Origin of the sequence: Qipengyuania sp. ASV99, assembly GCF_047872805.1 — a bacterium.
Taxonomy (GTDB): Bacteria; Pseudomonadota; Alphaproteobacteria; order Sphingomonadales; family Sphingomonadaceae; genus Erythrobacter.
Genome location: NZ_JBLQUK010000012.1, coordinates 1 through 23,358, shown reverse-complemented (window position 1 = coordinate 23,358; position 23,358 = coordinate 1). Strand labels below are relative to the sequence as shown.

The 23,358-nt window shown below is 55.9% G+C and carries 24 protein-coding genes; 11 read left to right on the top strand and 13 right to left on the bottom strand.

Annotated elements, in window-relative coordinates; all coding sequences use genetic code 11:
- Positions 1-281: 281 nt before the first annotated feature.
- The 9 genes from ccoS to ACM64M_RS12405 all read right to left on the bottom strand — a co-directional run bounded on the left by ccoS (position 282) and on the right by ACM64M_RS12405 (position 8,966).
- A complete protein-coding gene (ccoS, locus tag ACM64M_RS12445) occupies positions 282-434 on the bottom strand; it encodes a cbb3-type cytochrome oxidase assembly protein CcoS (RefSeq protein WP_416229023.1) in 153 nt (50 codons plus the stop codon).
- On the bottom strand, positions 431-2,572 hold the full coding sequence (locus ACM64M_RS12440) for a heavy metal translocating P-type ATPase (RefSeq protein ID WP_416229022.1): 2,142 nt from the start codon (positions 2,570-2,572) through the stop codon (positions 431-433). Before ACM64M_RS12440 ends, ccoS begins: the two co-directional genes overlap by 4 nt.
- On the bottom strand, positions 2,569-3,030 hold the full coding sequence (locus ACM64M_RS12435) for a FixH family protein (protein WP_416229021.1): 462 nt from the start codon (positions 3,028-3,030) through the stop codon (positions 2,569-2,571). Before ACM64M_RS12435 ends, ACM64M_RS12440 begins: the two co-directional genes overlap by 4 nt.
- The gene (gene ccoG / locus ACM64M_RS12430) at positions 3,030-4,601 is read right to left on the bottom strand and encodes a cytochrome c oxidase accessory protein CcoG (RefSeq protein ID WP_416229020.1); all 1,572 of its coding nucleotides are present in this window, start codon (positions 4,599-4,601) and stop codon (positions 3,030-3,032) included. The genes ACM64M_RS12435 and ccoG overlap by 1 nt, the downstream gene beginning before the upstream one ends.
- Complete coding sequence (ccoP, locus tag ACM64M_RS12425) at positions 4,588-5,520, bottom strand: cytochrome-c oxidase, cbb3-type subunit III (protein ID WP_416229019.1); 933 nt, start codon at positions 5,518-5,520, stop codon at positions 4,588-4,590. The genes ccoG and ccoP overlap by 14 nt, the downstream gene beginning before the upstream one ends.
- Positions 5,513-5,674 (bottom strand): cbb3-type cytochrome oxidase subunit 3, encoded by a 162-nt coding sequence (locus ACM64M_RS12420; protein WP_416229018.1) that lies wholly within the window; start codon positions 5,672-5,674, stop codon positions 5,513-5,515. Before ACM64M_RS12420 ends, ccoP begins: the two co-directional genes overlap by 8 nt.
- Positions 5,671-6,438 carry a cytochrome-c oxidase, cbb3-type subunit II gene (ccoO, locus tag ACM64M_RS12415; RefSeq protein ID WP_416229017.1) on the bottom strand — a complete coding sequence of 256 codons (768 nt, stop codon included), beginning with the start codon at positions 6,436-6,438 and terminating at the stop codon, positions 5,671-5,673. Before ccoO ends, ACM64M_RS12420 begins: the two co-directional genes overlap by 4 nt.
- A 12-nt stretch (positions 6,439-6,450) precedes the next feature.
- Positions 6,451-8,118 carry a cytochrome-c oxidase, cbb3-type subunit I gene (ccoN, locus tag ACM64M_RS12410; protein WP_416229016.1) on the bottom strand — a complete coding sequence of 556 codons (1,668 nt, stop codon included), beginning with the start codon at positions 8,116-8,118 and terminating at the stop codon, positions 6,451-6,453.
- 65 nt (positions 8,119-8,183) lie between these two features.
- On the bottom strand, positions 8,184-8,966 hold the full coding sequence (locus ACM64M_RS12405; protein ID WP_416229015.1) for a helix-turn-helix domain-containing protein: 783 nt from the start codon (positions 8,964-8,966) through the stop codon (positions 8,184-8,186).
- A gap of 146 nt (positions 8,967-9,112) precedes the next feature.
- On the opposite strand from ACM64M_RS12405, the gene ACM64M_RS12400 reads away from it, so the two are divergent.
- The 7 genes from ACM64M_RS12400 to ACM64M_RS12370 all read left to right on the top strand — a co-directional run bounded on the left by ACM64M_RS12400 (position 9,113) and on the right by ACM64M_RS12370 (position 15,916).
- Positions 9,113-9,784, top strand: a complete 672-nt coding sequence (locus ACM64M_RS12400; RefSeq protein WP_416229014.1) for an OmpW/AlkL family protein — start codon at positions 9,113-9,115, stop codon at positions 9,782-9,784.
- Positions 9,785-10,193: 409 nt separating this feature from the next.
- On the top strand, positions 10,194-11,333 hold the full coding sequence (locus ACM64M_RS12395) for a tyrosine-type recombinase/integrase (protein WP_416229013.1): 1,140 nt from the start codon (positions 10,194-10,196) through the stop codon (positions 11,331-11,333).
- A 182-nt stretch (positions 11,334-11,515) separates the two neighbouring features.
- The gene (locus ACM64M_RS12390; RefSeq protein WP_416229012.1) at positions 11,516-12,307 is read left to right on the top strand and encodes a phytanoyl-CoA dioxygenase family protein; all 792 of its coding nucleotides are present in this window, start codon (positions 11,516-11,518) and stop codon (positions 12,305-12,307) included.
- 15 nt (positions 12,308-12,322) lie between these two features.
- The gene (locus ACM64M_RS12385) at positions 12,323-13,291 is read left to right on the top strand and encodes an ABC transporter substrate-binding protein (RefSeq protein ID WP_416229011.1); all 969 of its coding nucleotides are present in this window, start codon (positions 12,323-12,325) and stop codon (positions 13,289-13,291) included.
- The gene (locus ACM64M_RS12380) at positions 13,279-13,917 is read left to right on the top strand and encodes an ATP-binding cassette domain-containing protein (protein ID WP_416229010.1); all 639 of its coding nucleotides are present in this window, start codon (positions 13,279-13,281) and stop codon (positions 13,915-13,917) included. Before ACM64M_RS12385 ends, ACM64M_RS12380 begins: the two co-directional genes overlap by 13 nt.
- Entirely contained in the window at positions 13,905-14,624 is a 720-nt protein-coding gene (locus ACM64M_RS12375; RefSeq protein ID WP_416229009.1) for an ABC transporter permease, read from the top strand. The genes ACM64M_RS12380 and ACM64M_RS12375 overlap by 13 nt, the downstream gene beginning before the upstream one ends.
- A gap of 14 nt (positions 14,625-14,638) precedes the next feature.
- Positions 14,639-15,916 carry a hypothetical protein gene (locus tag ACM64M_RS12370; RefSeq protein ID WP_416229008.1) on the top strand — a complete coding sequence of 426 codons (1,278 nt, stop codon included), beginning with the start codon at positions 14,639-14,641 and terminating at the stop codon, positions 15,914-15,916.
- 783 nt (positions 15,917-16,699) lie between these two features.
- Here the strand turns inward: ACM64M_RS12370 and ACM64M_RS12365 are convergent.
- Positions 16,700-17,311 (bottom strand): hypothetical protein, encoded by a 612-nt coding sequence (locus ACM64M_RS12365; protein WP_416229007.1) that lies wholly within the window; start codon positions 17,309-17,311, stop codon positions 16,700-16,702.
- 123 nt (positions 17,312-17,434) lie between these two features.
- On the opposite strand from ACM64M_RS12365, the gene ACM64M_RS12360 reads away from it, so the two are divergent.
- Positions 17,435-18,379, top strand: a complete 945-nt coding sequence (locus tag ACM64M_RS12360) for an IS1595 family transposase (protein WP_416229006.1) — start codon at positions 17,435-17,437, stop codon at positions 18,377-18,379.
- Positions 18,372-19,421, top strand: a complete 1,050-nt coding sequence (locus tag ACM64M_RS12355) for a hypothetical protein (protein ID WP_416229005.1) — start codon at positions 18,372-18,374, stop codon at positions 19,419-19,421. Before ACM64M_RS12360 ends, ACM64M_RS12355 begins: the two co-directional genes overlap by 8 nt.
- Here ACM64M_RS12355 and ACM64M_RS12350 read toward each other — a convergent pair.
- Entirely contained in the window at positions 19,418-19,651 is a 234-nt protein-coding gene (locus tag ACM64M_RS12350; protein WP_416229004.1) for a hypothetical protein, read from the bottom strand. The genes ACM64M_RS12355 and ACM64M_RS12350 overlap by 4 nt on opposite strands.
- Positions 19,652-19,784: 133 nt before the next feature.
- On the opposite strand from ACM64M_RS12350, the gene ACM64M_RS12345 reads away from it, so the two are divergent.
- Positions 19,785-20,372, top strand: coding sequence for a hypothetical protein (locus ACM64M_RS12345; RefSeq protein ID WP_416229003.1), 588 nt, complete (start codon positions 19,785-19,787; stop codon positions 20,370-20,372).
- An 11-nt stretch (positions 20,373-20,383) separates the two neighbouring features.
- Here ACM64M_RS12345 and ACM64M_RS12340 read toward each other — a convergent pair whose 3' ends face one another.
- Entirely contained in the window at positions 20,384-21,292 is a 909-nt protein-coding gene (locus tag ACM64M_RS12340; protein WP_416229002.1) for a recombinase family protein, read from the bottom strand.
- Positions 21,293-21,471: 179 nt separating this feature from the next.
- On the bottom strand, positions 21,472-22,650 hold the full coding sequence (locus ACM64M_RS12335; protein WP_416229001.1) for a type IV secretory system conjugative DNA transfer family protein: 1,179 nt from the start codon (positions 22,648-22,650) through the stop codon (positions 21,472-21,474).
- A gap of 203 nt (positions 22,651-22,853) precedes the next feature.
- On the opposite strand from ACM64M_RS12335, the gene ACM64M_RS12330 reads away from it, so the two are divergent.
- The gene (locus tag ACM64M_RS12330; protein WP_416229000.1) at positions 22,854-23,198 is read left to right on the top strand and encodes a DUF3768 domain-containing protein; all 345 of its coding nucleotides are present in this window, start codon (positions 22,854-22,856) and stop codon (positions 23,196-23,198) included.
- Positions 23,199-23,358 lie beyond the last annotated feature (160 nt).

Genomic DNA, 23,358 nt, shown 5'->3' with positions numbered 1-23,358 from the left:
TGGCGGCATTCTTTCCCGGAGCCATAGGGACAAGACCGCTTTGGTGAAAGCGGGTTTGGTACGCGGTCAGGCGGCCTGCATACGGAGGTGTTTAGCCCTTTGGCGGCAGCTGCCCGCATGGCAGCCTTGTTGGTGACAATCGCGTCCTTGCCCGCTGTTGCCGTCTTCCAGCGGGATTGCAATGTCCCCGCCGTTGCACAAGCTCAGTGTAAGTGTGCGGTCTATAGCCGGCAGCGGGCCGAGCGAGATTGGTGTCATCGCAAGGAGCAGTAGCACAAGTTTCATACGCCACTCTCCTCATCTTCGATCAGGATCCGAGCGGCCGCGCCGTCCATGTCTTCATATTGACCGCTGCGCATTGACCACAGAAACGCGACCAGCCCCGCCGCTCCCATCAACAAGGCGATGGGGATGAGCAGCACCAGCCCGGTCACCGCGCGCTCCCGTCATTCGCGGCTCCTGCCAATCTCAGCGAATTTCCGACCACCACGATCGAGCTTAACGACATCGCAAGCGCTGCAATAAGGGGTGTAACATGGCCCAACAGTGCCAACGGGACGGCAAGTGCATTGTAAAGCACCGCAAAGCCGAAATTTTGCCGCACGATCGCCATGGCCCTGCGCGCCACGCGTATCGCCTGTGCAACCGGCATCAATGCTTCACCAATGAACACGGCATCGGCGGCTTGCTGGCTCGCGTCGCTGGCGGTGCTTGGCGCAATAGAGGCGTGAGCAGCAGCAAGCGCGGGTCCATCGTTTAGGCCGTCACCGATCATCAACGGCTTCTTGCCCGCCTCGCGCAGACCCTCCAGCACAGCGAGCTTGTCCCGCGGCGAAACCTCGCTTGCGAACGCAAGGCCAAAGAGGGCCGCAACCGCTTCCACCGGCGCGCGGCGATCGCCGGAAAGAATGCTTGAGTCGATTCCGAAACGGCGCAAGCTGCTGAGCGTCTGCGCGCAATCGGGGCGCAAAGGGTCGCTGAAACTGATGTCGGTCACTCGCTCGCCGATGCGCAGCCGCGCGGCGAGCGCGCCCCCAGAGGCATCTCGATCGGGTCGTTCAAGGGCAACCTCAACGCCATTCCAGCGCCCATGCAAGCCATGCCCACCGACTTCTTTGATATGTGTAACAACGGCAGGCGAGGCACCCACCTTGATCAAGGCCTCCGTGAGTCCCCGGCTGAGTGGATGGCGGCTGTTCTGTGCCAGTCCCAGCGCCACTGCGCGCGCGGTAGAATTCAGCGGAGATAGGTCCGCTCGCGGCTCTCCGATGGTCAGGGTCCCGGTCTTGTCGAACACAGCAACATCGACCTCTGCCAGTCGTTCGAGTGCGCTGCCGTCCTTTACCAACATACCGCGTTTGAGCAGCGCGCCTGATGCCACCACTTGGGCCGCAGGCACCGCCAGTCCCAAGGCGCAGGGGCAGGTGATAATCAGCACTGCAATGGCAATGGTCAGCGATTGGTGCCAGCCCGCGCCCGCGATCATCCACCCGGCAAAGGCCAGCAGCGCCAAGGTGTGGACCACCGGCGCATAGAGGCGCGCAGCGCGATCGGCGATCCGCACATATTGGCTGCGCGATTGCCCCGCTTCGTCCATCAGCCGCGCGATTTCTGCAAGCGTAGTGTCATCGGCGGTGCGGGTCAGCCGCATCTGGAACGGGACCGACAGATTGATCGCCCCGGCATGAACCGGCGACCCTACAGTCACCGCCTCGGGTGCGCTTTCGCCGGTCAGCATGGAATTGTCGACGGCGCTGCTGCCCTGCTCGACTGTGCCATCGGCGGCCAGCGCTTCTCCAGCGGAGACCAGCACCAGCATACCGGCTTCAAGGTCGCGCGCTGCAATCCGCCGGGCCGATCCGTCCGGCCCGATGACGCTTGCGCTTTTCCCCATCCGACCCAGCAATGCGCCAATCCCGGCGCGGGTGCGGGTGCGCATTTCGGCATCGAGCGCGCGCCCCGCGAGCAGAAAGAACAACAGCATCACTGCGCTTTCGAAATAGGCATGGCCCCCGTGAGTGATCGTTTCATACAGGCTGAGGGCCGCAGCGAGGATCACACCGATGGAAATCGGCACGTCCATATTGGTGCGCCGGTATTTGAGCGCCATCCATGCAGAGGCAAAGAACGGACGGCCCGAATAGGCGATGACCGGCAGTGCAATCAGCGCCGAAAGCCAGTGAAACAGCGCGCGCGTTGCGCCGTCTGCGCCCGACCAGATGCTGACCGATAACAGCATGATGTTCATCATGCCAAAGCCAGCCACACCCAATGCGCGCAGCAGCGCTTTGCGCTCCTGCGTCTCTTGACCCAGCGGATTTTCGGCTACGGGTTGTGCTTCAAAACCAAGCCTCAGCAAGGCTTCGGTCAGAGCGGCTTCTGTGACCTCAGGATCGTGTTGCACCGCGACGCGTTTGGCTGAGAAATTTACGCGTGCTGCATGGATGCCATCGAGTTTGGGCAACTCGCGCTCGATCTTGGCGATGCATCCGACGCAGCGCATTCCAGGCACGGTGAAACGTGTGCCCTTTGTCGCGGTGCCTGGGTTGGGGAGCGATGCAGGGGCGTTCACTTCAACTCGCTTTCTTGCGCCCAACGCTGGTCACCGGCTTCGATATACAGGCGCAGGGTCCAGCGTCCCTCGGCAACAGGCTTGGTCGAGCGATAAAGGCCCGTGCCCGCGGGCTCAAAAGTCACTGCGGCGAATTCATGTGCGCCAAGCGGGCGGCGCAGCTGCGCGGTTATGGCGGCGCCTGCGGGCAGATCTCTTGCCGAAACCATCACGAAACCGCCCTCATCCCGGCTGATCTCTGCGGTCCAGCCCAGCGCGCGGGAGGCTTCGGCTTGTGCCAGCCAGCCGTTGAAGCGCTGGCTGGCAACATAGGAATTTTCGACCACCACCCCGTGAAAGCCGCCGACCGCGAGGCTCGCCATGGTGAAATTGACCGCAATAACGATGCCGAACCCGCCAATCATGGCCAAAGCCATGTGCCGCCCGGTGAAGGAGCCTTTGCCTTGCGTATCAGCCATCAATTTCCTCCGGGAGTGTTAAAGGTCGTTTCGGCGAGGTCTTGTTCGCGCTGTTCATCGAGCGAAGTCAGCTGGAACGTGAAGCGATCTGCGCTGGTTCCGGCGGGGATCGTCACATAGGTGCGCACAACGCGGGTTTCGTCAGCCGGAACCTTGATCGTCTGCACAGCGGCGGCGGCATCGCTGCCGATCCGGTCGGTCCACATGACCGCGCCATCGGGGAGGCCGATCAGCGCCACCTCCATATCGCGCGGGCGAGCCTCCATATTGCGCAGCCGCAGGGTATAGGCGTTGCGCACCGACCCGTCCTTCATCAACATATAGGGTGGATTGCGATCGGGCGACACTGTGAGGTCAGTGTGCGAGCGCGTGCCAAGTGCAAACAGCATGGCAAGTCCGATTGCGCCCCAAATGCCAAAATAGATAAAGGTGCGCGGTCGCAGCAGCGCCATCCACGCGGGCGTCGCCTCAGCGCCGCCGGCTTCGGCCTCGCATTGATCAAGCGTTGCGTAATCGATCAGTCCGCGCGGACGGCCAATGTCTTGCATCACACGGTCACAGGCGTCGATACACAATGCGCAGGTGATGCAGCCGATCTGTTGGCCTTCACGAATGTCTATACCCGTCGGGCACACCGCGACACATTCGCGGCAATCGATGCAGTCGCCGTATTTCTCCGGTTCCTTCAGAGCCTTCTTGAGGCTGCCGCGCTGCTCTCCGCGCCAGTCCTTATACGTCACGATCAGCGAGTTTTCGTCGATCATTGCGCCCTGGATGCGCGGCCAGGGGCACATGTAGATGCACACCTGTTCGCGCATGAATCCGCCCAGCCAGAATGTCGTGCCGGTCAATATGGCGACCGTCATATAGGCTAGCGGATCGGCGTTGAGCGCGAAGAAATCCGCGAACAGTGTTGGGGCGTCAGCAAAATAGAGAATCCACGCGCCGCCCGTTAGCAGGCTGATAATTAGATAAATCGTCCATTTGCCCAAACGGCGTGCAAATTTCGCTGGACTCCAGGGTGCCTTATCCAACCGCGCGCGGGCGTTGCGATCCCCGTCGATGAAGCGGTCGATATGCTGAAACAGGTCGGTCCACACGGTCTGCGGGCAGGCATAACCGCACCATGCCCGGCCCACAGCGCTGGTGACCAGAAACAGGCCAATCCCTGCCATAATCAGCATCCCGGCGACGAAATAGAATTCGTGCGGCCAGATTTCGATATCGAACATATAGAACCGGCGGTTGGCCAGATTGATCAGCACCGCCTGATCCGGCGCATAGGGCCCGCGGTCCCAGCGGATCCACGGGGTCACGTAATAGATCGTCAGCGTGACGAACATGACCAGCCATTTGAACCGGCGAAACGGTCCGTCGATACGCTTGTTATGAACGCTGGCGCGGGCTTCGTAGAGATTGCCGTTTCCGGCAGGCCTCGCGGCGACCGGCGGCTTTCGCAGCGCAGGAGAAACCGGCAGGGCGGCGCGCTCGGTTACGCCTGCCTCGCCGAGTGCTTCCTGCCAATCGCGCGCGGGCTTCGGGTCGTCAGGGTCGACTTCAGGGGCGATCATCGTCTCCGGCCCCTTCTGCCTGTTCCGGGTTTTGGGTGGGCGCCGCGCTTTCCGCCATTTCGCCGCCGCCGCGCGAGTGGACATAGGCGGCCAACATGCGGATTGTGACCGGGTTGAGCTTGTCGCTCCAGCCGGGCATGATCCCGTGCCGCGGCGCAAGGATTTGCTGGCGAATATTCGCCGCACCGCCGCCATATAGCCAGATTGCGTCGTCGAGCGCGGGCGCGCCGATTGCACGGTCGCCTTCGCCGCTGGCCTGATGGCAGGCTGCACAATTGTCCGAGAACAATTGCGCCCCCGCTGCGCTGCCAGCCCCATCACCGCTTAGCGAGCGGACGTGAACGACCAGTGCATCGATTTGCGCGCGATCAAATATTCCTTCGAAAGCAGGCATATAGGTTACCCGCGTTTCGTCCGACCCTTCCCAGCGAACACCGTGGGTCAGGGTGTATTCGATATCGGTCAGTTTCCCGCCCCAGATCCAGTCGTCATCGTTGAGGTTGGGGTAGCCATATTGTTCATATCCGGCGGCCCCAGCGCCATGGCACTGGACGCAGTGTTGTTTGAACGCCGCCGCACCGCCAGCAATCGCCTGTCCCAGCAGGTCGGCATCCTGTCCAAGCGCGGTGATGTCGGTTGCGGCTATCCGTTGATAGGTCTGCGCACGTGCCGTCTCCACCGCAGCGATGTCATCGGCTAGTTCGCGGCGCGAGGACCAACCCAAGGTGCCCTCGGTCGCCTGTTCGACCATCGGCCAAGCAGGATACAACACGACATAGACCAAAGACCACGCAATGCAGGCATAAAAGGTCCACAGCCACCAGCGCGGCAGCGGGGTGTTGAGTTCCTTGATCCCGTCCCATTCGTGGCCGACGAATTCGGTGCCCGTGGCTTCATCTGTGTGGTCTTGGTCAGACATCGTCGTCTTCCTCGAAAATCGAAAGTTTCGCCTGTTCAACTCCCGCGCGCGAATGCGGCAGGAAATGCCAACCGCAGAGCAGCAGATAGGTGCCGAAAATGATCGCCAGACCGTAGCTGTCGGCAAAGTGGCGCAAGGCTTCGTAAAGGTTCATCGGCCTTTCTCCTCCGCCAGTTCGGCCTGCGCCGCTGCGCTTTCGACATCGACCAGCGTGCCCAGCATCTGGAGATAGGCAATCAGCGCATCCATTTCGGTGACGCGCGCTGGGTTGCCGTCAAAGTCGCGGATCTGTGCCTTGGGATACCGGGTTGCCAGATCGCCTGCATCGAGCTCGGGATTTGCCTGTGCGAATATGTCGGTTTCGGCCGCCGCAATGTCAGCCTGGGTGTAAGGCACGCCGACCCGGCTGAGCGCGGTCAGATTGGCCGAAATATCCGCCACTTTGAGCGGCGTTTCAGCAAGGAAGCTGTAGCTGGGCATGATGCTTTGCGGGACAACGCTTTGCGGGTCCTTGAGATGTTGGACATGCCAGCTATCCGAATAGCGCCCGCCGACCCGCGCAAGGTCTGGCCCGGTGCGTTTCGATCCCCATTGGAACGGATGATCGTACATACTTTCCGCAGCGAGACTGTAATGGCCGTAGCGTTCGACTTCGTCCCTGAAAGGCCGGATCATCTGGCTATGGCAAAGATAGCAGCCTTCGCGCACATAGATGTCGCGCCCCGCCTGTTCGAGCGGAGTGTAGGGGCGCATCCCCTCGACCTTCTCGATCGTGTTGTCGATCCAGAACAGCGGCGCAATTTCCACGATCCCGCCAATGGCCACGGTCACAAGGGTCGCTGCAGCAAGCAGGGTGATATTCCTTTCAAGCTTCTTATGGCTTTCAAATGCGCCCTGATTTGGAGAGGTGTTGCTCATCTGAATGGCCCCTTATTCTGCCGGTTCGGCGTGCGGTTGGGTGGGGATCGGGCGATCTGCGGCGGGGTCGTATGCGGTGTCGCCCATGGGCGCTTCGGCACGCTGATAGCCGGCGATGGTCATCCAGATATTATAGGTCATGATCGCCGCGCCCAAGAGATAGAGCAGCCCGCCAAAGGCACGCATCCAATACATCGGCGCGAGCGCGGCAACGGTGTCGACAAAGCTGTTTACGAGGTAACCGTCAGACCCATATTCGCGCCACATCAGGCCCTGCGTAATCCCGGCGACCCACATGCTGGAGGCGTAGAAAACGATCCCCAGCGTCGCGAGCCAGAAGTGCCAATTGATCATCCGCAGCGAATACAGCCGCTCTTTCTGCCATAGCCGCGGCACGAGATAATAGACGCACGCAAATGTGATCATCCCGTTCCATCCCAGCGCGCCGGAATGGACATGGCCGATGGTCCAGTCGGTGTAATGCGACAGGCTGTTCACCGCCTTGATCGACAGCATCGGACCTTCGAACGTGCTCATCCCGTAGAAGGCGAGCGCTAGCACCATCATGCGGATGATCGGATCGGTGCGAACCTTGTCCCACGCGCCGTTCAAGGTCATCAGACCGTTGATCATCCCGCCCCAGCTAGGCATCCACAGCATGATTGAGAACACCATGCCCAGCGTCTGCGCCCAATCGGGCAGCGCGGTGTAATGGAGGTGGTGCGGGCCCGCCCAGATATAGAGGAAGATCAGCGACCAGAAGTGGATGATCGACAGGCGATAGGAATAGACCGGGCGGTTCGCCTGCTTGGGCACGAAATAATACATCATCGCCAGAAAGCCTGCGGTAAGGAAGAAACCAACCGCATTGTGGCCATACCACCACTGGGTCAGCGCATCCTGCACCCCGGCAAAGGCGCTGTAACTGCGCGATCCCAGCAGGCTGACCGGCATTGCCAGATTGTTGACCACATGCAGCATCGCAATCGTGACGATGAAGGCTAGGTAAAACCAGTTGGCGACATAGATATGCGGCTCGCGGCGGCGCAGCAGAGTGCCGACAAACACCGCCAGATAGGCGAGCCAGACGACAGTCAGCCAGAGATCGACGTACCATTCCGGCTCGGCATATTCTTTCGATTGGGTAACACCCATCAGATAGCCGGTCGCGGCAAGGACGATGAAAAGCTGGTATCCCCAGAACACGAATCGCGCGAAGCCCGGCAATGCCAAGGTGGTGCGGCAGGTGCGCTGAACAACATAGAAGCTGGTGGCGATCAGCGCGTTGCCGCCGAACGCAAAGATCACCGCCGAAGTGTGCAGTGGGCGCAAGCGGCCAAAATTGAACCAAGGTTCGATATTGAGCGCGGGGAAGGCCAATTGCAGCGCGATGAACACTCCTGCCAGCAAGCCCGCCAGACCCCAGAACATTGTCGCAATCACTCCCCAACGCACCACATCATCATCATAGCGTGATGGACCCGGGGGCATCTTGAAGATGGCTTGTGCCTGTGCGAGCGGATCAAAACTGCGCAGGGTAACCACCATCAGGACGGCGGCGACCGCAGCGATGATGCCCATATGGACGGCAAAGCCCAAATCCTGCGCGCCCGCGATTGCGGCAATCGCGGCACACAGGATCAGCGCCCACATTCCAAACCGTCCCAATACTGATTCCATGGCTTAATTCCCTATTGCTGCGCGCCATGACTAGGCGGCGGCGTGCGTGACGTATTTGATCCAGATCAAGTTTGGCGGTGTGGCTGCGGTTTTGCGCTGCGGCTCGTTTCTCCGATGAGCCTGCCGATATCCATCAGCCGGACGATGCTGCGGCCATGTGTGGTGATCAGCCCTTCGGCGCGCAGGTCGGCGAATTGTCGGCTCACGGTTTCGATTGTCAGGCCCAAGCTGTCGCCAATGTCACCCCGGCTCATCGGCAGCACCAATTCGCACGCCCCATCCGCGCAGCAACACAGCCGTTCGGCCATAGCGACGAGAAAGCTTGCGACCCGTTGACGCGCGGATTGATGGCCGATCTGCAACATCCGCGTGCGGCTGCGATGCAAGGCCTCCAGCGAGCGGGTAAGGACATTGCGGATCACCGTCGGGTCATCTTGCGCAATGTCGAGAAATCGGTTCGCTGAAAAAACGATCACATCCATGTCGCACAGCGCCGCTAGGCGAAAATCGTCCTTGGATTTTTGCGGGACCGAAACGATCTCCCCGCGAAAGTGAAACGCCAGAATATGGATATTCTTGCGGCATTCGCGGGCGCTGAGTGCGAAACCATCTCGACGGTTCATCGGCACAGGCACGCTGCACCCCAGCAGCTTCGCCGCGCCTTCCGCTATGAATACCAGATGATCGTCCTGTGGGTCAGCCTGCAATTCTCCGCCGCGCGGCAACAATCGGTATTGCCCCAATTCGCAAAGACGCACGGCCGTGTCCGAAGATGCGGCATCGCGCCCCACGAGGCCACGCAGCGCTTCCATGCTGGTCACTGCAGGGGAATGAAACACGGTCGCCATGATACTGAGCGATGTGCCGCAAGTCTTTGTCGACGTCTTTGATATCAATCAATGAAATGGGCGGCCGCATTCGTCATTGCGCGCCCTTGGACGGCAAGAACCCTGGGCTGCAAAGTGCAGCCGCTGCCGTCCACCAAGGATCAAGGATGAAATACCTGATTGTTACTGCCTGCGCTGGGATTGCGCTGGCGGCCACTCCAGTTGCGGCACAGGACCGGGCGGGCGATTTTCAGATCAAAGTCATGGCCACCGGGGTATTGACCGATGGTGAAATTGAACAGGTCAACGTTGATCTGGTCGGATTGCCAGCGGGAACCAACACTACCTCCAACGACAATCATATTCCCACAATCGCGGTCGAGTATTTTGTGACCGACAAGCTTTCGATAGAGACGATCGCGGGAACAACGCAGCACGATGTCGACGCCATTGCCGGACTTCCCCCAGGCGCAGAGTTGGTGTCGGACGCATTGCTGTTACCCGCGACGGTCACGGCAAAGCTGCATTTCGACCTCCTCGGCACAAAGCCCTATGTTGGTGCAGGCCCCGCCTACTTTATCTGGCTGAGCGATAAGCCCGGCGCTGCGGTCGTTCCTCTTGGTGTGACCGATACCGATTTGTCCGATGAGCTTGGCATTGCGCTTCAAGCCGGGATCGACGTTCCGGTAGGCAAGGCCGGCTTTGGCCTTACACTGGATGCCAAACGATATTTCATCAGCACCACGGCGACATGGTCTGCCGCTGGCACAGTGGTGATCCAAACCGAGCACAATCTCAACCCGTGGGTTCTAAGCGCCGGAGTGTCTTATCGTTTTTAACATGCACCTAAAGTCCGAAGCAGAGGGTTCCCATATTTCGGACTGCAAGAGCCTGAGCAGATCAAGCAACGGCAGATCCGTCTGAAACTGGGGCGAAAGGAGCGAAGCAACAGACCGAAAATGTTGGTGGAATTAAGACCAACGCAATCCCATCGCCAATTCTCGCAGTCAGCGGCCAGATCGCTAACCTGTTGTCAGGCAAGATCTGCGTTCCCTCAAAGAATGTTTGGTGCGGTCGAGATGCCTATTTTCAAGACTCTAACTCAGCGCATTTCAGCACATAGCTGAACATCTTCAAAGCATTGCTATATATACCCTTTACCCATACCTAAACATGGAATAGCATGCCTTTTCGTTCATAGGGGTGGACTGAAGGGTGGGCCAGAAATTGGCCTAAAAAGGTGGGCTGGTGCTGCATAACGCGCTTGGACAGCTTCGAGCAAAGAACCTCGGAACGGGGAAGCATCCTGATGGCCAGGGTCTTTGGTTGGTGAAGCGTAGCAAGGAAGCTGGCAAGTGGATTTTGCGGGTCTCGATAGGCGGCAAGCGGCGGGAGATGGGGTTGGGGCGTTGGCCAGATGTGTCGATTGCTGAAGCGCGCGAGCGGGCGGCAGAGGCGCGCAAGGTGCTGCGCGACGGCCTCGATCCGATAGCTGAGCGCGGAAAGTCGAAACACAAGCCGCATCGCCTTACCGTGAAAGAGGCAATCGAAGGCTGCTTCGAGGCGCGGAAGGCAGAGCTCAAGCGCGATGGCGATGCGGGCCGATGGATGTCCCCGCTCGCCACGCACATCATTCCGAAGATCGGCAAGCTGCCGGTGGAGGATGTGGATCAGCATACGTTGAAGCGGGTGCTTGATCCGCTCTGGCATACCAAGACAGAAGCGGCGGCAAAGGCCCTCCAGCGCATGAACCTGACCCTGAAGCATGCTGCCGCCTTGGGGTTGGACGTTGATCTCCAAGCGACCATGAAAGCGCGGGCGTTGCTAGGAAAGCAGCGCCATAGCGTGACGCACATTCCTTCAATGCCGTATCAGGATGCTCCGGCATTCTATGAGTGGCTCACCGAACAGAGGGGTACGGCTGCACTAGCGCTTCGTTTCCTGATCCTGACACTTGCTCGCACAAGCGAAGTTCGCCTCGCCACGTTTGACGAGGTTGAAGGCGATATTTGGACGTTGCCGCCGGAGCGGACAAAGACGGGCAAGGAGCACCGCATTCCGCTAGCCAAAGAGGCGCTCAAGATCGTGGCACTGTGCCGCGAGTTATCTCCAAACGAGTTCCTCTTCCCTGCCTACAAGGGCAAACCACTTTCCGACATGGCTATGTCTTCGTTGATGAAGCGGGAAGGTTATGAAGCCCGACCGCATGGCTTCCGTGCCACTTTCCGCACGTGGGGAGAGGAATGCACCGATGCGCCGTTTGAAGTGAAGGAAGCCGCTTTGGGACACGCTGTGGATGCGGGGGTTGTGGGGGCGTATCAAAGGTCGGATCGTATGATCGGTAGAAGGAAGCTTGCCTCATCGTGGAATGAGTTTTTGTTGGCATGATGTCTGTTCTAATCTAAGCGCATGAAGGTTGCATTCCTCGGCTTGGTGAATTGCTATATGCGTTGCCTCAGAGTGCAATCATGCCAATGACGCCACTATCGTTGCGGGAATTGACAAAGATGAAGCAGGGCTGCTGGCAAGCGAAAGCAGCAGTAAAGTGACGGGGGAATATAAATTCGTAGATGATGAGCAATACATCAACGCAATCTCTCGCCGAAACAGCGCTTGGGAAGCTATCTGAGGACGGCTTTGTAATTCTGCCAAGCGTTTTCAGTGCGGAGTATATCCAAGCTCTGGCTGATGATATTGATCCGTACTTCGAATTCACTGGTCGGAATGATTTTGAAGGCCGATCCACACAGAGAGTCTATAGCTTGGTAAGTCGCACACGAAGTGCCGACCCGATCCTTGAGAATGAGATAATCCTCGACATTGTGCGTTCGGTGCTCGGTCGTACGCCTTTATTGATGAGATCCCAGGGGATTCGTGTCCTTCCCGGAGAAGTGAGGCAGGATCTGCATCGGGACGATGTTTGTATCCCAATCGATCACAAGAACCAAACCTTGAGCGTTTCCGTTATGGTCGCCCTGAGTTCCTTTCGAAATGAAAACGGCGCGACGTGGGTAGCACCTCGAAGTCATCGAGATCGGTCTGACCAAGCGGTTTCAAATTGGCCAACTGCTGTTCAAGTGGAGATGGAGCCTGGCTCTGTGTTGGTCATGCTTTCCGAGTTATTGCATGGGGCCGGCGCAAACTCCACTAGTGAGCCGCGAACCGGCGTTTTTGCAAACTATTGCGTCCCTTGGCTGAGGACACTGGACAATCACTATCTGCCTTTCTCAAAATCCGGAGTGGATCGTCTTTCACCGACGATGCTTGGGTTATTGGGCTACGATGTCGCAATAGAAGGCGGTATCGTATACGGGGTCGTTGAAGGTAGGCATCCTTCTAAGTTTCTGAATCTCATAAATTAATGGTAAGATGATTACATGAGAAAGTTTCTTTTCCCACTGTTGTTAGTACTCCTAACCATCATTGGCGGTGTCTACTGGGTTGCGCAGTCCGACCCGACTGATCGCGACCCAATCAAGGTGGCATATCTTCCTATCGGCGCCGGTTTGCCGATCTTTGTGGCCGAAGAGCAAGGCTTCTTCGATGAGCAGGGCCTGTCCGTAGATTTGATCGAATTTAAGACCAGCAATGACATTGCAGCCGCCGGACTTTCCGGTCGTGTCGACGTCATCGGCACTGGCGCAACGAACGCTATGCTCGATGCAAATTCAAACGCCAACGGTCAATTCCGGCTCTTCTTGGCAAATAACTACGTCAAACGCGCCGACGGCCAATCGACGGATTTTGTGATCGCTAGGAGTGACTCAAACGTCGAAAACTACGCGGATTTCAAAGGGCGGACTGTTGCGATTTTTCCTGGGTCGGTTGGCGAAGTCTTCCTCGCTGCCGTTAGCCCAAAACTCGGTCTTGAGCCAGACGAAGTAGAGACCGTTGCTATGCCTCCTGCTCAGTGGCTACCATCTTTGCAATCAGGCAGCATCGATGGGGTGTTTGGGGCTGTGGAGCCGTTTGCGACCTTCATCTTAGACGAAGGCGTTGGAGAGATAATTGTGGATGGCTACTATGCTGAGTTAATGCCCGACGTGCCTGCGTCCGGAGCCTGGTTCATTTCACAAAAGCTAACGGAGGACGAAGAGCGACGCTTTTATGCTGCGATCCAGAAGGCTGTTCGATTCATTGCCACGGACGAAGTGGCTGCCAGGCAGGCTTTAGCTGGTTACACTGCTATCCCTGCCGAGAAATTGTCGAGGATTCGTCTGCAGGAATGGCGCATGTCTGGAGATGACGGAATGTCTGAAACGCTCAGGACGTTTGCGGAAACATTCTATCGCCAAGGTGGATTGGCCGAACAACCGACGTCCGATGATTGGATATGGAAGCCTTGATGGGGGTTGAAATTGTCGCCGGGGGGTTGCGTTTTGAAGACTTCCGCCTTGAAATCAACGAATGGAGGTCGAAGCCAGGCGTAACGACAGTTGTCGGAGCAAACGGCTCTGGCAAGAGCACTTTTCTCAAAAGCGTTCTGGGTTTGATACCCCTTGATGAAGGCCGAAGAAAAAGTTCAGTAGCTGACGCTAAGCTCGGGTATGTTCCTCAGAATTATAGGCAATCTCTGCTCCCTTGGCAGACTTGCAGCCAGAACTTTGAGCTTATTCAAGGCATCGAATTGGATGAGGCGCAGGCGATGCTTCACGATTTGGGCTTCCCTAAATCGGACTTCCAAAAGCGCCCATCTCAGTTGAGTGGAGGTCAGTGTCAGAGAATTGCTATCGTTCGGGAGTTATCCCTCGATCCAGACTTGATCGTATTTGACGAACCATTTGCGTCGCTCGACACCAAAACTATCGTATTAGTGTCTAAGCTAATAGCGAAGTTCGTTAACGCAGGCGGCACAGCGCTAATTGCTAGCCACCAAGAGCTTAATACGCACCTGTCGCACCTGGTGAATCAGGAACTTACCATCACCAGAAAATCCGAAAATTTGGCATCACTATCTATATGCGAACACTGATCTATTCCATAATAGCCTTGGCGTGGCTCGTTGCGAGCTATTTCGCCAACCTGAACGATTTTTTCCTTCCAGATGCGATAGGGCTTCTGGCGGCGATCTTCACTACCTCCTTGATCCCGGACACGCTTGGGCACATCGGGATCACATTCGGGCGCGTCCTTCTCGGGAGTATGATTGCAGTATTGGTCGGACTGCCACTCGGTCTTTGGATGGCGAAGAGCGACCCGGTACGCGAATTGCTAGAACCTATCTTCGACTTCATGCGCGGAATACCCGTTGCGATGCTTTTCCCCTTATTCATTGTTTTTGTTGGATTTGGCGAACTTTCGAGAGCGTTGATTGTGGTCACACTCTCGTTGCCGATTATTATTATTAGTGTGATGGTCGCTTCGCGCCCGAATAGCGATAATGAAGAGCGCCTAGCCTACTTTAGGTTGAGACAGCAGCTCTTGAGTCGCAAAACCAAAGTTAGGATGATGCTTTGGGAGGCTCTGCCGGGTGTGATTACAGGCCTTCGAATTGCCCTGTCTCTCGGTCTAGTCGTCGTCATTGTGACTGAAATGTTCTTCGTCGCTTCATCCGGCATCGGTTGGTTGGCTTATCGGGCATATGAAGGCTTCCAAATTGACGCGCTCTATTTCTATATACTCATTGCAGGGCTTATAAGTATCGCAGTAAATATTGTGATCAATCGAATTCGTATTTGAGAGAGCGGCGAAAAATGAAAATAAGACATCGTGAGGAGATAAGTCTGGACTGGGCGAAACGCAGTCGAGACATCCTAGGTGAACGTACAGGCGCGCTGTTGTGGTGGGTATTTGTCATCATGTCAGGGGTTATTGGATGTCTAGCAATCATTTGGCTGAGTTCGTCGCTGTTTTCAGGCAAATTCTTGAACCTACATGAGCGCGATGTCGATGCCACCAACCTCGCCGTATTTAGCAGCATTGCAGGATTTCTGATTGCAGCGTTAATCTTTGTCCTGACTGACAGGATTCAGAAATTCTCTCAATACCTCCTTGGCTATCTTGCGCGCTCTTGGGCGGGCACTCAGACAGATTATGGAGCTGGCTTGGTCAGCTCAAGACAGGACGCTCCAAAGGAAGTAGTATTTCATCTAGATGATATCGAGCGAGGATTCCTCGTCCCCAACGACATCGATCTAGATGAAGTGAATTTGGTGGTGTCGTCATTGGCGTATGGCATTGAGCATAGCCCGGAAACCCTGGGCAGGTTCCTGAAAGTTTTGAAGTTTGTGACCACACACCCTCAGACCACGAACAACAATAAGCGGAAGATCAGAATTGCCATATGGCCAGAGCTTGAACATCAAGTCATTTGGGGTGCAAAACGATCCCTGCTGACCAACGAGTTTCAACCGAAATTGGCCGACACGCCGTCTGTCCAGAAAATCGTTGGAAACGATACACTAGTTAACGGGAATAGGTGGGACGAAGCTCTTCCGAATTGGTGTGAGAGCAAGAAGCGAACTTGGGAGACAATAAAGTGTCTTCAGGAACTGATAAAGGTCTTCGAGCACTGTAGGAACTATGACCGTCGGATTGAGATAGAGATCAATGAGATAGAGCAGTGGAGCGGTAGAGCGTTCTTCGCTAAATATGGGGCGAACCAATATTTCACACACTATATCGCTACGACACCTATCAGCAGTTCTACGCTGTGTGCCACACATTGGACAACAATGGGTTTCACAAGCCAAAATTCGATAAGCTACCGACAACTTCGTCATATCTATGATACATGTGTCTTAGCGCGGTATTCGGACAGCGAGGCAACAAGCTCGCAGCCTAATGTAGACCCAGCGATTGAAACTCAAAATAGTGATGCCGTTGTAAGAGTGACTCGGCAATTTCTTGAACGACCAGCAGAAACTCTTGGGCGATATTTCTTGCTGCCAGATGGCTGGGAAAAGTGGAAAAAGTTTGGAAACGAATTCTGCGAGTTTGACAAGCAATTGGCACCTTTTCGCAAAGCCTAAGTTCGTTCGTGATCATTGGGCGTTCTTAGATGGCCATTGAGGTTTGCGAGGTGCTCGACAGAGCGGAGGACGCTCGGGTCAAAAGTTCGAGAATTGTCCCTTGTATGTGCACAGTAGAGGGCAGCGATGCTGCCGAACAAAAACACTGCTCAGTTGAGCGGTGTTTTTGTATGTGCGGGTTCAAGCCTTTTTGATCGCAGTCGTCCTTGTTGAAACGTAAGGCTCATTTGGTTCGAGTCCTCTCATGTCTCTCCAGGACTTTGTTCAAGCTTCCTTCTTCTTTAAGTCTCGTGAAGACGGACGCACAAAGCTGGATGTACTCTTCCAGCCATTTGTCGTGGGTCATGAGTGTACTGTAGCTCTGATAAGACGCTCTGTAACTTGACAGGTTATTATTATATGATTGTATTTACGTAGGTTTTTCTCGGACTAACCATCCGCCAACTCAAATTGAGTTGGCGATGGCTGGCTCGAGAGGTAGATCATGTTTCTTCTAAGGTGCTCCGCATTAGCCGTTCTTGCGGTTAATAGTTTAATAGTGATAGCTGGAACTATCTTTCTGACAACTTTGAAGGTCCCCCTCCCGGTAATTGTCGAACTCATCATGGCGTTCGGCATCTATATCGGAGCACTCGGATTTTCCGTTTCTGTGACATGGATTCTTTGGGAGTATGTGGAAGCGATACACAGGGAGATATCGACCCTAAGTTCTAGGGAACGTCACCTACACCTTCAAACAAAAGGCCCCGACATGTGCATACTGTCGGGGTTTTGTTATTCAGACTAGCTTCCTGTCAGATTTCTTCGATTTTTGCTGTACGCACTACTCTTCACAGCTTTTCCAATCTCTAGCTGTTCGAGTGAACGAAGCACTTTTAGATCAAAAGTTCGAGAATTGTCCTGTTTATGTGCACAGTAGAGGGCAGCAAGCAAAGCCTTGGTGCCCGTGAGCCAATTTGATGGCTCAAAACATACAGATTTTCCGGTCGCTGTCCGGTTCAAGGTCGCCCATTCGACGATGCGACGTTTTTCATGCTTGGTGGCAGAATCATAAAGCCCTGCAAGGTTCGTTGTGAGTTCAAGGAATCTGCGCACATTTGCCTCATCCACGGCGCTCAGCCCGGCGACCTCAATCTGCTCTTCAATTCGACGTTGCTCAACCAGCAGGATCGCCTTCTTGTTCTGGAACCCCTCGCCGTCAATCAGGCCATCTAGGTGCATATCAGTGAGGCGATCCAAGCGCGCACTTATCTGATCCAATTGAAGGGATAGAGCTGCGACCTCCTGACCGTTGTTTTCCTTCTTCACTACCTCTGGCAGTCGCTTGTGCGCCATGGCAAGGTCAGCGGGCGGCAGAGTGAGATTCTTGAGCAGGCCCTTTATCGTCTCACTCACCGCATCCTCCCTGACCGATTTAGTATCGCAGCCCATTGTTTGGCAGCGATAATAAAGGGACCTATATACCTAACTAGCCAAATTTAGCTTGACCTTCTAGCCGTGATTGGCTAGTTAGGTTTCATGAACAGCAAACAAGACAAGCCTGAGACGATTAGCCTCTACCAGTTCTTCGAACGGTTCCCGAATGAGGAAGCCGCTCGTTTGTATTTTGAGCGCAATCGCTGGGCCGATGAACCCGCTTGCGGTCACTGTGGCAGTCTCAACGTCCATGAGTGCAAAGACCACAAGCCGATGCCTTATCGCTGCCGCGATTGCCGCAAGCACTTCAGTGTCCGCACCGGCACCGTCCTTGCCGAGAGCCGCCTTGGCCTGCACAAGTGGCTCATGGCCATCTACATGATGACTACAGCGCGCAAGGGTATCCCTTCTACCCAGATGGCCCGCGAACTCGGCATTACCCAGAAGTCCGCATGGTTTCTTGCACAACGTATCCGTGAAACTTGGCTTGCTGGTTCCGATGACAGCGATCTTGGCGATCATGTCGAAGTCGATGAAACTTACATTGGCGGCAAAGAGAAGAACAAGCACGGCTCTAAGAAGCTTCGCGCTGGTCGCGGTGCCGTAGGCAAGATAGCCGTTGTCGGCATTCGCGGCGAGAACTCACAGGTTCGCGCAACTCCTGTTGCCGATACGTCCGCGCTCACTCTCAAGTCCTTCATCAAGGCCAATGTCCCGCAGGGTGCTGCCGTGGTCACTGACGAGTTTGCAGCCTATCGCGGCCTTAGCGATGTTGGTTACACTCACCACACCATCAATCACACCGCTGGCGAATATGTCCGCCACTATTGCATCCACACCAACGGCATCGAAAGCTTTTGGGCACTTCTTAAGCGCGGTCACTATGGCATCTATCACTTTATGAGCCAGAAGCACCTGCACCGCTACGTGAACGAGTTTGCCTTTCGCCAGAACACGGCACAGGATGGCACCATGAAATTCATCGACAAGACGATTGCCCGCATGGTCGGCAAGCGTCTCACCTATAAGGGTCTCATCAATGCCTGACGACAAAAAGATTATTGACCCGCTTAACGCAGATTTTGACGAAGTGGCGAAGGCGCTAATTCGCGGAAATGATCGAAAGGAAATCACCCCCAAAGCCGCAGAAATCCAAGTGTTAGCACCCAAATCCGGCGGATTGGAAATCACCCCAAACGAGCCAGAATTAGACCTTGGTATCGAAGCCGAAAGAGACGTAGGCGGGATCGGAATGGGCGTGCTTAAGGATGGCACACCCTACCTTAACCAGCGCGGCCTAGCTAAACTTTGCGGCGTCCAGAATGCCCATATTGGCACGATCAGTTCTCAGTGGAACGAGGACGACCAGAAACCCCGAATTAAGGCCATTAAGGCGATCATCGACAAGATGGGGCTTCACGCGAGCCGCGCGCACATTGAGACCATGCACAACGGCGTTGTGCATTACTGCTATCCTGCCGAAGTGTGCCTTGCAGTGCTGGAATATTATGCCTTCGATGCGGGGACGAACTGCCAGCCCGAAGCTCGCGACAATTTCCGTCTGCTTGCGGGGACCAAACTCAAAGAACTGATCTACGCTCAAGTCGGTTACGACCCGACTGGTAGGCAATCAGACAAATTCAAGAAATGGCATGACCGCATCGCATTGAATTATCAGTCAGCGCCGAAAGGCTATTTCCACGTGTTTAACGAGGCTCACACCGTCATCTACGAACTGATTATGGCCGGAGCGCCAATCGACGAAAAGTTCGTAGTTGATATATCAATCGGCCAGCACTGGTCTAAGTTCTGGGAAGCAAATGGGATGGATCAAACCTATGGAAAGCGTAAGAAGTATCCGCACCAATACCCCCAGGATCACCCTCAGTCGGCTGCCGGAGCGCTTCCGGCATGGTGTTATCCGTTAGCTGCGCTGGGAGACTACCGACTGTGGCTGCAAGATGAATATATAGAGGGCGGAAAATTCAAGAACTATCTAGAAGGTAAGGTAAAACGCAATCAGTTGCCGCCTTCCGTCGCACAGCTAGCGATTAGTGCGATGGACCAAAAGTCACTGCCAGCGACCTAAGCGCTAACACGAAGTCCCAATAGGTCCATCATCCGATAGCCAGCATCTGGGCTTGGCACCGACGCCAGCACGCGAATGCCAAAGCTGTTTGCAGCTTCACAAGCCTCATATAGATACAGGCCACCGGAAGTATTCAACAAGCCATTATCGGCCAAGGTCTTGCCCGATAACTCCGAAAGGTAGATGCTTTCACCATTTGGCGCTGTGCCAATTGCTAGGAAGTCTTCCATGGCCCGAACCCCTGCCCCACGCGTTAATCCCCGTCTTTCTGCATCGCAGCTAGCCGATTACCTCAGCGCAGCCACGCCTGTGGCACAACTAGGAATCTTGCGGCAAGCGAAAAATCCCGGACCAAACCGGCCCATGATCATCCAATACCACCTTGCCAGACGAACTATTGCAGAATGCCTAAGGGATCGGGGAGCCATAAACCGGATAGCCGCCAACTCAATTGTCGCACTTGAGGAGCGTCGAGACAACAATGACAATGGCCCTCTGGTTCGTGATGACGCGCAGCGTTGCATTGACGTTGTGGAACAGTTCCAGCGAACTGCAAACGCTCTCGACATCTGGGACGCAGAGTATCACGAGCCGCATCAACCATCACCGCCGCTCAACATAAACGGGGTGGAGATTTCAGTTTTCCCAGATATTTTGGTTTTGGACAACCGTAGGCAGCGGGTTGGACAGGCGTTCATTCGTTGCACGATTGGCACCAGCGGCGATGCAGCCGAGAACCGCAGGCAGGAAGCCAATGTGCAACTCGCCACAATCGCTCACATGCACACACTTCAATATCTCACGGACCTTGGGCAGCCGCACCCTCAAACCTCGCTGGTCCTCGATGTGTCGCGTGAATTGATATTCAGGTCGCCTGCCAACTCTGCCCGCAGGATTGCTAATATCGAAGCGGCGTGCACCATGATCGCCGCAATCTGGCCGAGCGTCTAGCGGCCCCACGGCTAGTTAGGTATATAGGTCCCATAATAAACACGGCCCTTGTGCAGCTCACCAACCAATGATCGTTCGCAATGCTGGCACCGGAATAACCCGCGATACAGGTGATTGTGCCGGGTGAACTTCTTGACCTTCTTGCCGGACTTGATCTCCTGCACTCGCTCGAAAAGCGCCGCTCTGATGATCGGCTTATGCGCGCCCTTGAATGTCTCGCCAGTCTTCCGCACCCGGATGATACCGCAGTAGAATGGGTTGTTGAGCATCTTCTCGATGCCACTCTTGTTCAGGGGCTTTCCGCCGTGGCTGCGCAAGCCACGCTTCTCCATTTCTGTGACCAATGTTCTGATTGAATGGGTGCCGCTGGCATACAACTCGAACGCTTGTTTGACCCGTGGTGCCATGACCGGATCGGGTGTCTTTGCTTTGGCGGCGCCATTATTCTGATAACCGACAGGTGCCGCCCACGGGAGCAAACCAATCTTGAGCTGACCCAACTGACCTTTGCGAACCTCGGCCTTTAGATTTCGAACGTAGTTCGCTGCAACAACAGCCATGAAGTCCGCTGCCATGCGCCCGCCGTAGGTGTTGAAGTCGAAGCTCTCGGTGGCGATGTGGAATTCGATGCCGTTGTCCGCGAGATCGCTGATGATTGCCCAGTCATGGTAGTTGCGAGCTGAGCGGTCGATTTTGTGGGTCACCAAACCTTTGGCTTTACCCTGCTTGAGAATGGTGACCATACGATTGAAAACAGGCCTGCCTTGCTTGGCAGCGGTTTCTCGTTCTTCCCACCATTCGCTTATGGTCAGGTTTTTGCGCCTCGCATATTCGAGGATTGCTTCTTTCTGGGCTTCAAGCGAAACGCCGTCGCCCTGCTTGACCGTCGATACGCGGACATAGCCAAAACATGATTTCATAGATTTTCGGAGTTACCGTCCGAATCTACCACATCCTCAGAATTCGTCGAATCCTCGCGCCACGGCCAGGTGCCATCACGGTGCATGCGCTCAAACATTGCCTGGCAAATGGCGAGAAACTCTTCGAGATGCTCGTCGTGCGTCATGGCGATATTGTCACCCGCGCTACCATCCCGATTCTAGGACGCGGGATATTGCCTTGGCACATCGGGCGGGGGCCATGTCTGCATGGAGAATGGACGGGTCTTTTGTCCATAGACCATGAGCTGCACATAGGCTCGATGGTTCGGAAGCCAGGTCAGGTCTGACGGCTGCACATCTCCAAGCTGACGTGAAAAAACCGGGGTATCCTGAGCGCCCAAACGGAACACGAGCAGCGTGCCGGTGTTACCCAAGACCGCGTCAAATACCGGGCGCTCAATCTGAGAGATATGCTGGTGCGCCAAGGTGAGTGACAGACCATACTTCCGGGCCTCAGGCAGCAAGCCAGCGAAGGCTTCGGTTGTGAAGGACGGGAATTCATCGATGTGGAGCGCAAACGGCTGACGCGCCTTTTCTTCGCTTCCATGGCGCGAAAAGGCCGCCAGCATGATGGTGGAGACAATCAGTCCGCCCATGATGTTCGCCATGTCGGTACCCAGCCTGCCCTTGGCGAGATTGACGATGAGGATGCTGCCTTCGTCCATGATCTTGCGAAAGCGCAGTGGCTCTCCTGGTTCGCAGACAGCCCGGCGCACCACCGGATTGGCCAGAAACGCTCCCAGCTTGTTGGCGATCGGAGCTACGCCGTCGATGGCATTCATGTAGTTCATGTTGGGAAATTCCTTCGTCCAGAAGGCGCGGACCTGCTCATCAGCTATCCGGGCCACCACCACCTTGCGAAAGTCCTTGTCCACGTAGAGCCGCACGATATCGCGAATATCGGCCTGTGGTTGATCTAGCAGGGCGAGAATCGCGTAGCGGAGCAGATGCTCCATGCGCGCTCCCCAGGAATCGGCCCACTGCTTCTTCAGGGTTTCAATGAGGCCAGAGGCCAGAAGCGGGCGGAAGGATCGATGCACTCGCGTGAGAGGATTGTATCCAAGCTCGCAGGCCGGGTCGGCAATGTCGAAATAGTGGTGCGGGACGGCAAGATGCTGGTGCAAGGCGAGCGCCAAATCGCCGTGCGGGTCGATCAGACAGAAACCGCGTTCGGCACGGGCATCATGCAACGCGAGGTTCAAGAGGAATGTCGATTTCCCGGTGCCAGTCTGCCCGATCACATAGAGGTGATGCATCCGGTCGGCCTGTCGAATACCAAAAGGCCGGTCGCCATAGCGATGATAAGCAATGCCGAGCGGTGTGAAGTCTGATTGCATCGGGCGATTGTCTCGCAGGCAGTCGTTTCATCCTAGGCGGCTCACCATAGCCAAAGCGGATATTGCGAAGCGGAATGATGCGCGGCCTAGCTGCGTCAATTGCCGCGCCATAGACTGTCGGCAGACCAGTTCCTCGTCCCGTCATCGCCGGTCGAGCGGTGCGCCCGAATGCCTCGGACGCGCCGCAACGACTGGAGATGACCATGGATAAGCAATCAAAGGAATATCGCGCTGAGGTTAGGCGGCTGAATGATGAATTCCGCCGTTTCGGCATCGGCAATGGCTCGGTCATGCTGACCGCTGGCATTCACGAAACCGGACCAAAATTTGTGGAGGAAGTGATCGCCAAGGTGCAGAGCTTCAATGACTTCACCCGCGACAATGATCCATACAACGAACACGACTTCGGCAAGTTCGACATTGATGGTGAGCCGCTGTTCTTCAAGATCGACTACTACTCGCTCGATCTGCAAGCCCACTCGCCGAATGCTGCTGACCCGGCGGTGACGCACCGAGTGCTCACCATAATGCTGGCAAGCGAATACTAAACCTGGCCGCTCCCCTCGGAGCGGCCTTTTCATCGGCCATACGAGCCATATTGACCGTATATCATTCATATGCCATATAGGACCTGAACCGCCCCGGGATTGCCGGAGGCCATTTGGTTTAAGTTATGCTGCCATGGCGGTATCGTCCAGCATGGCGTAG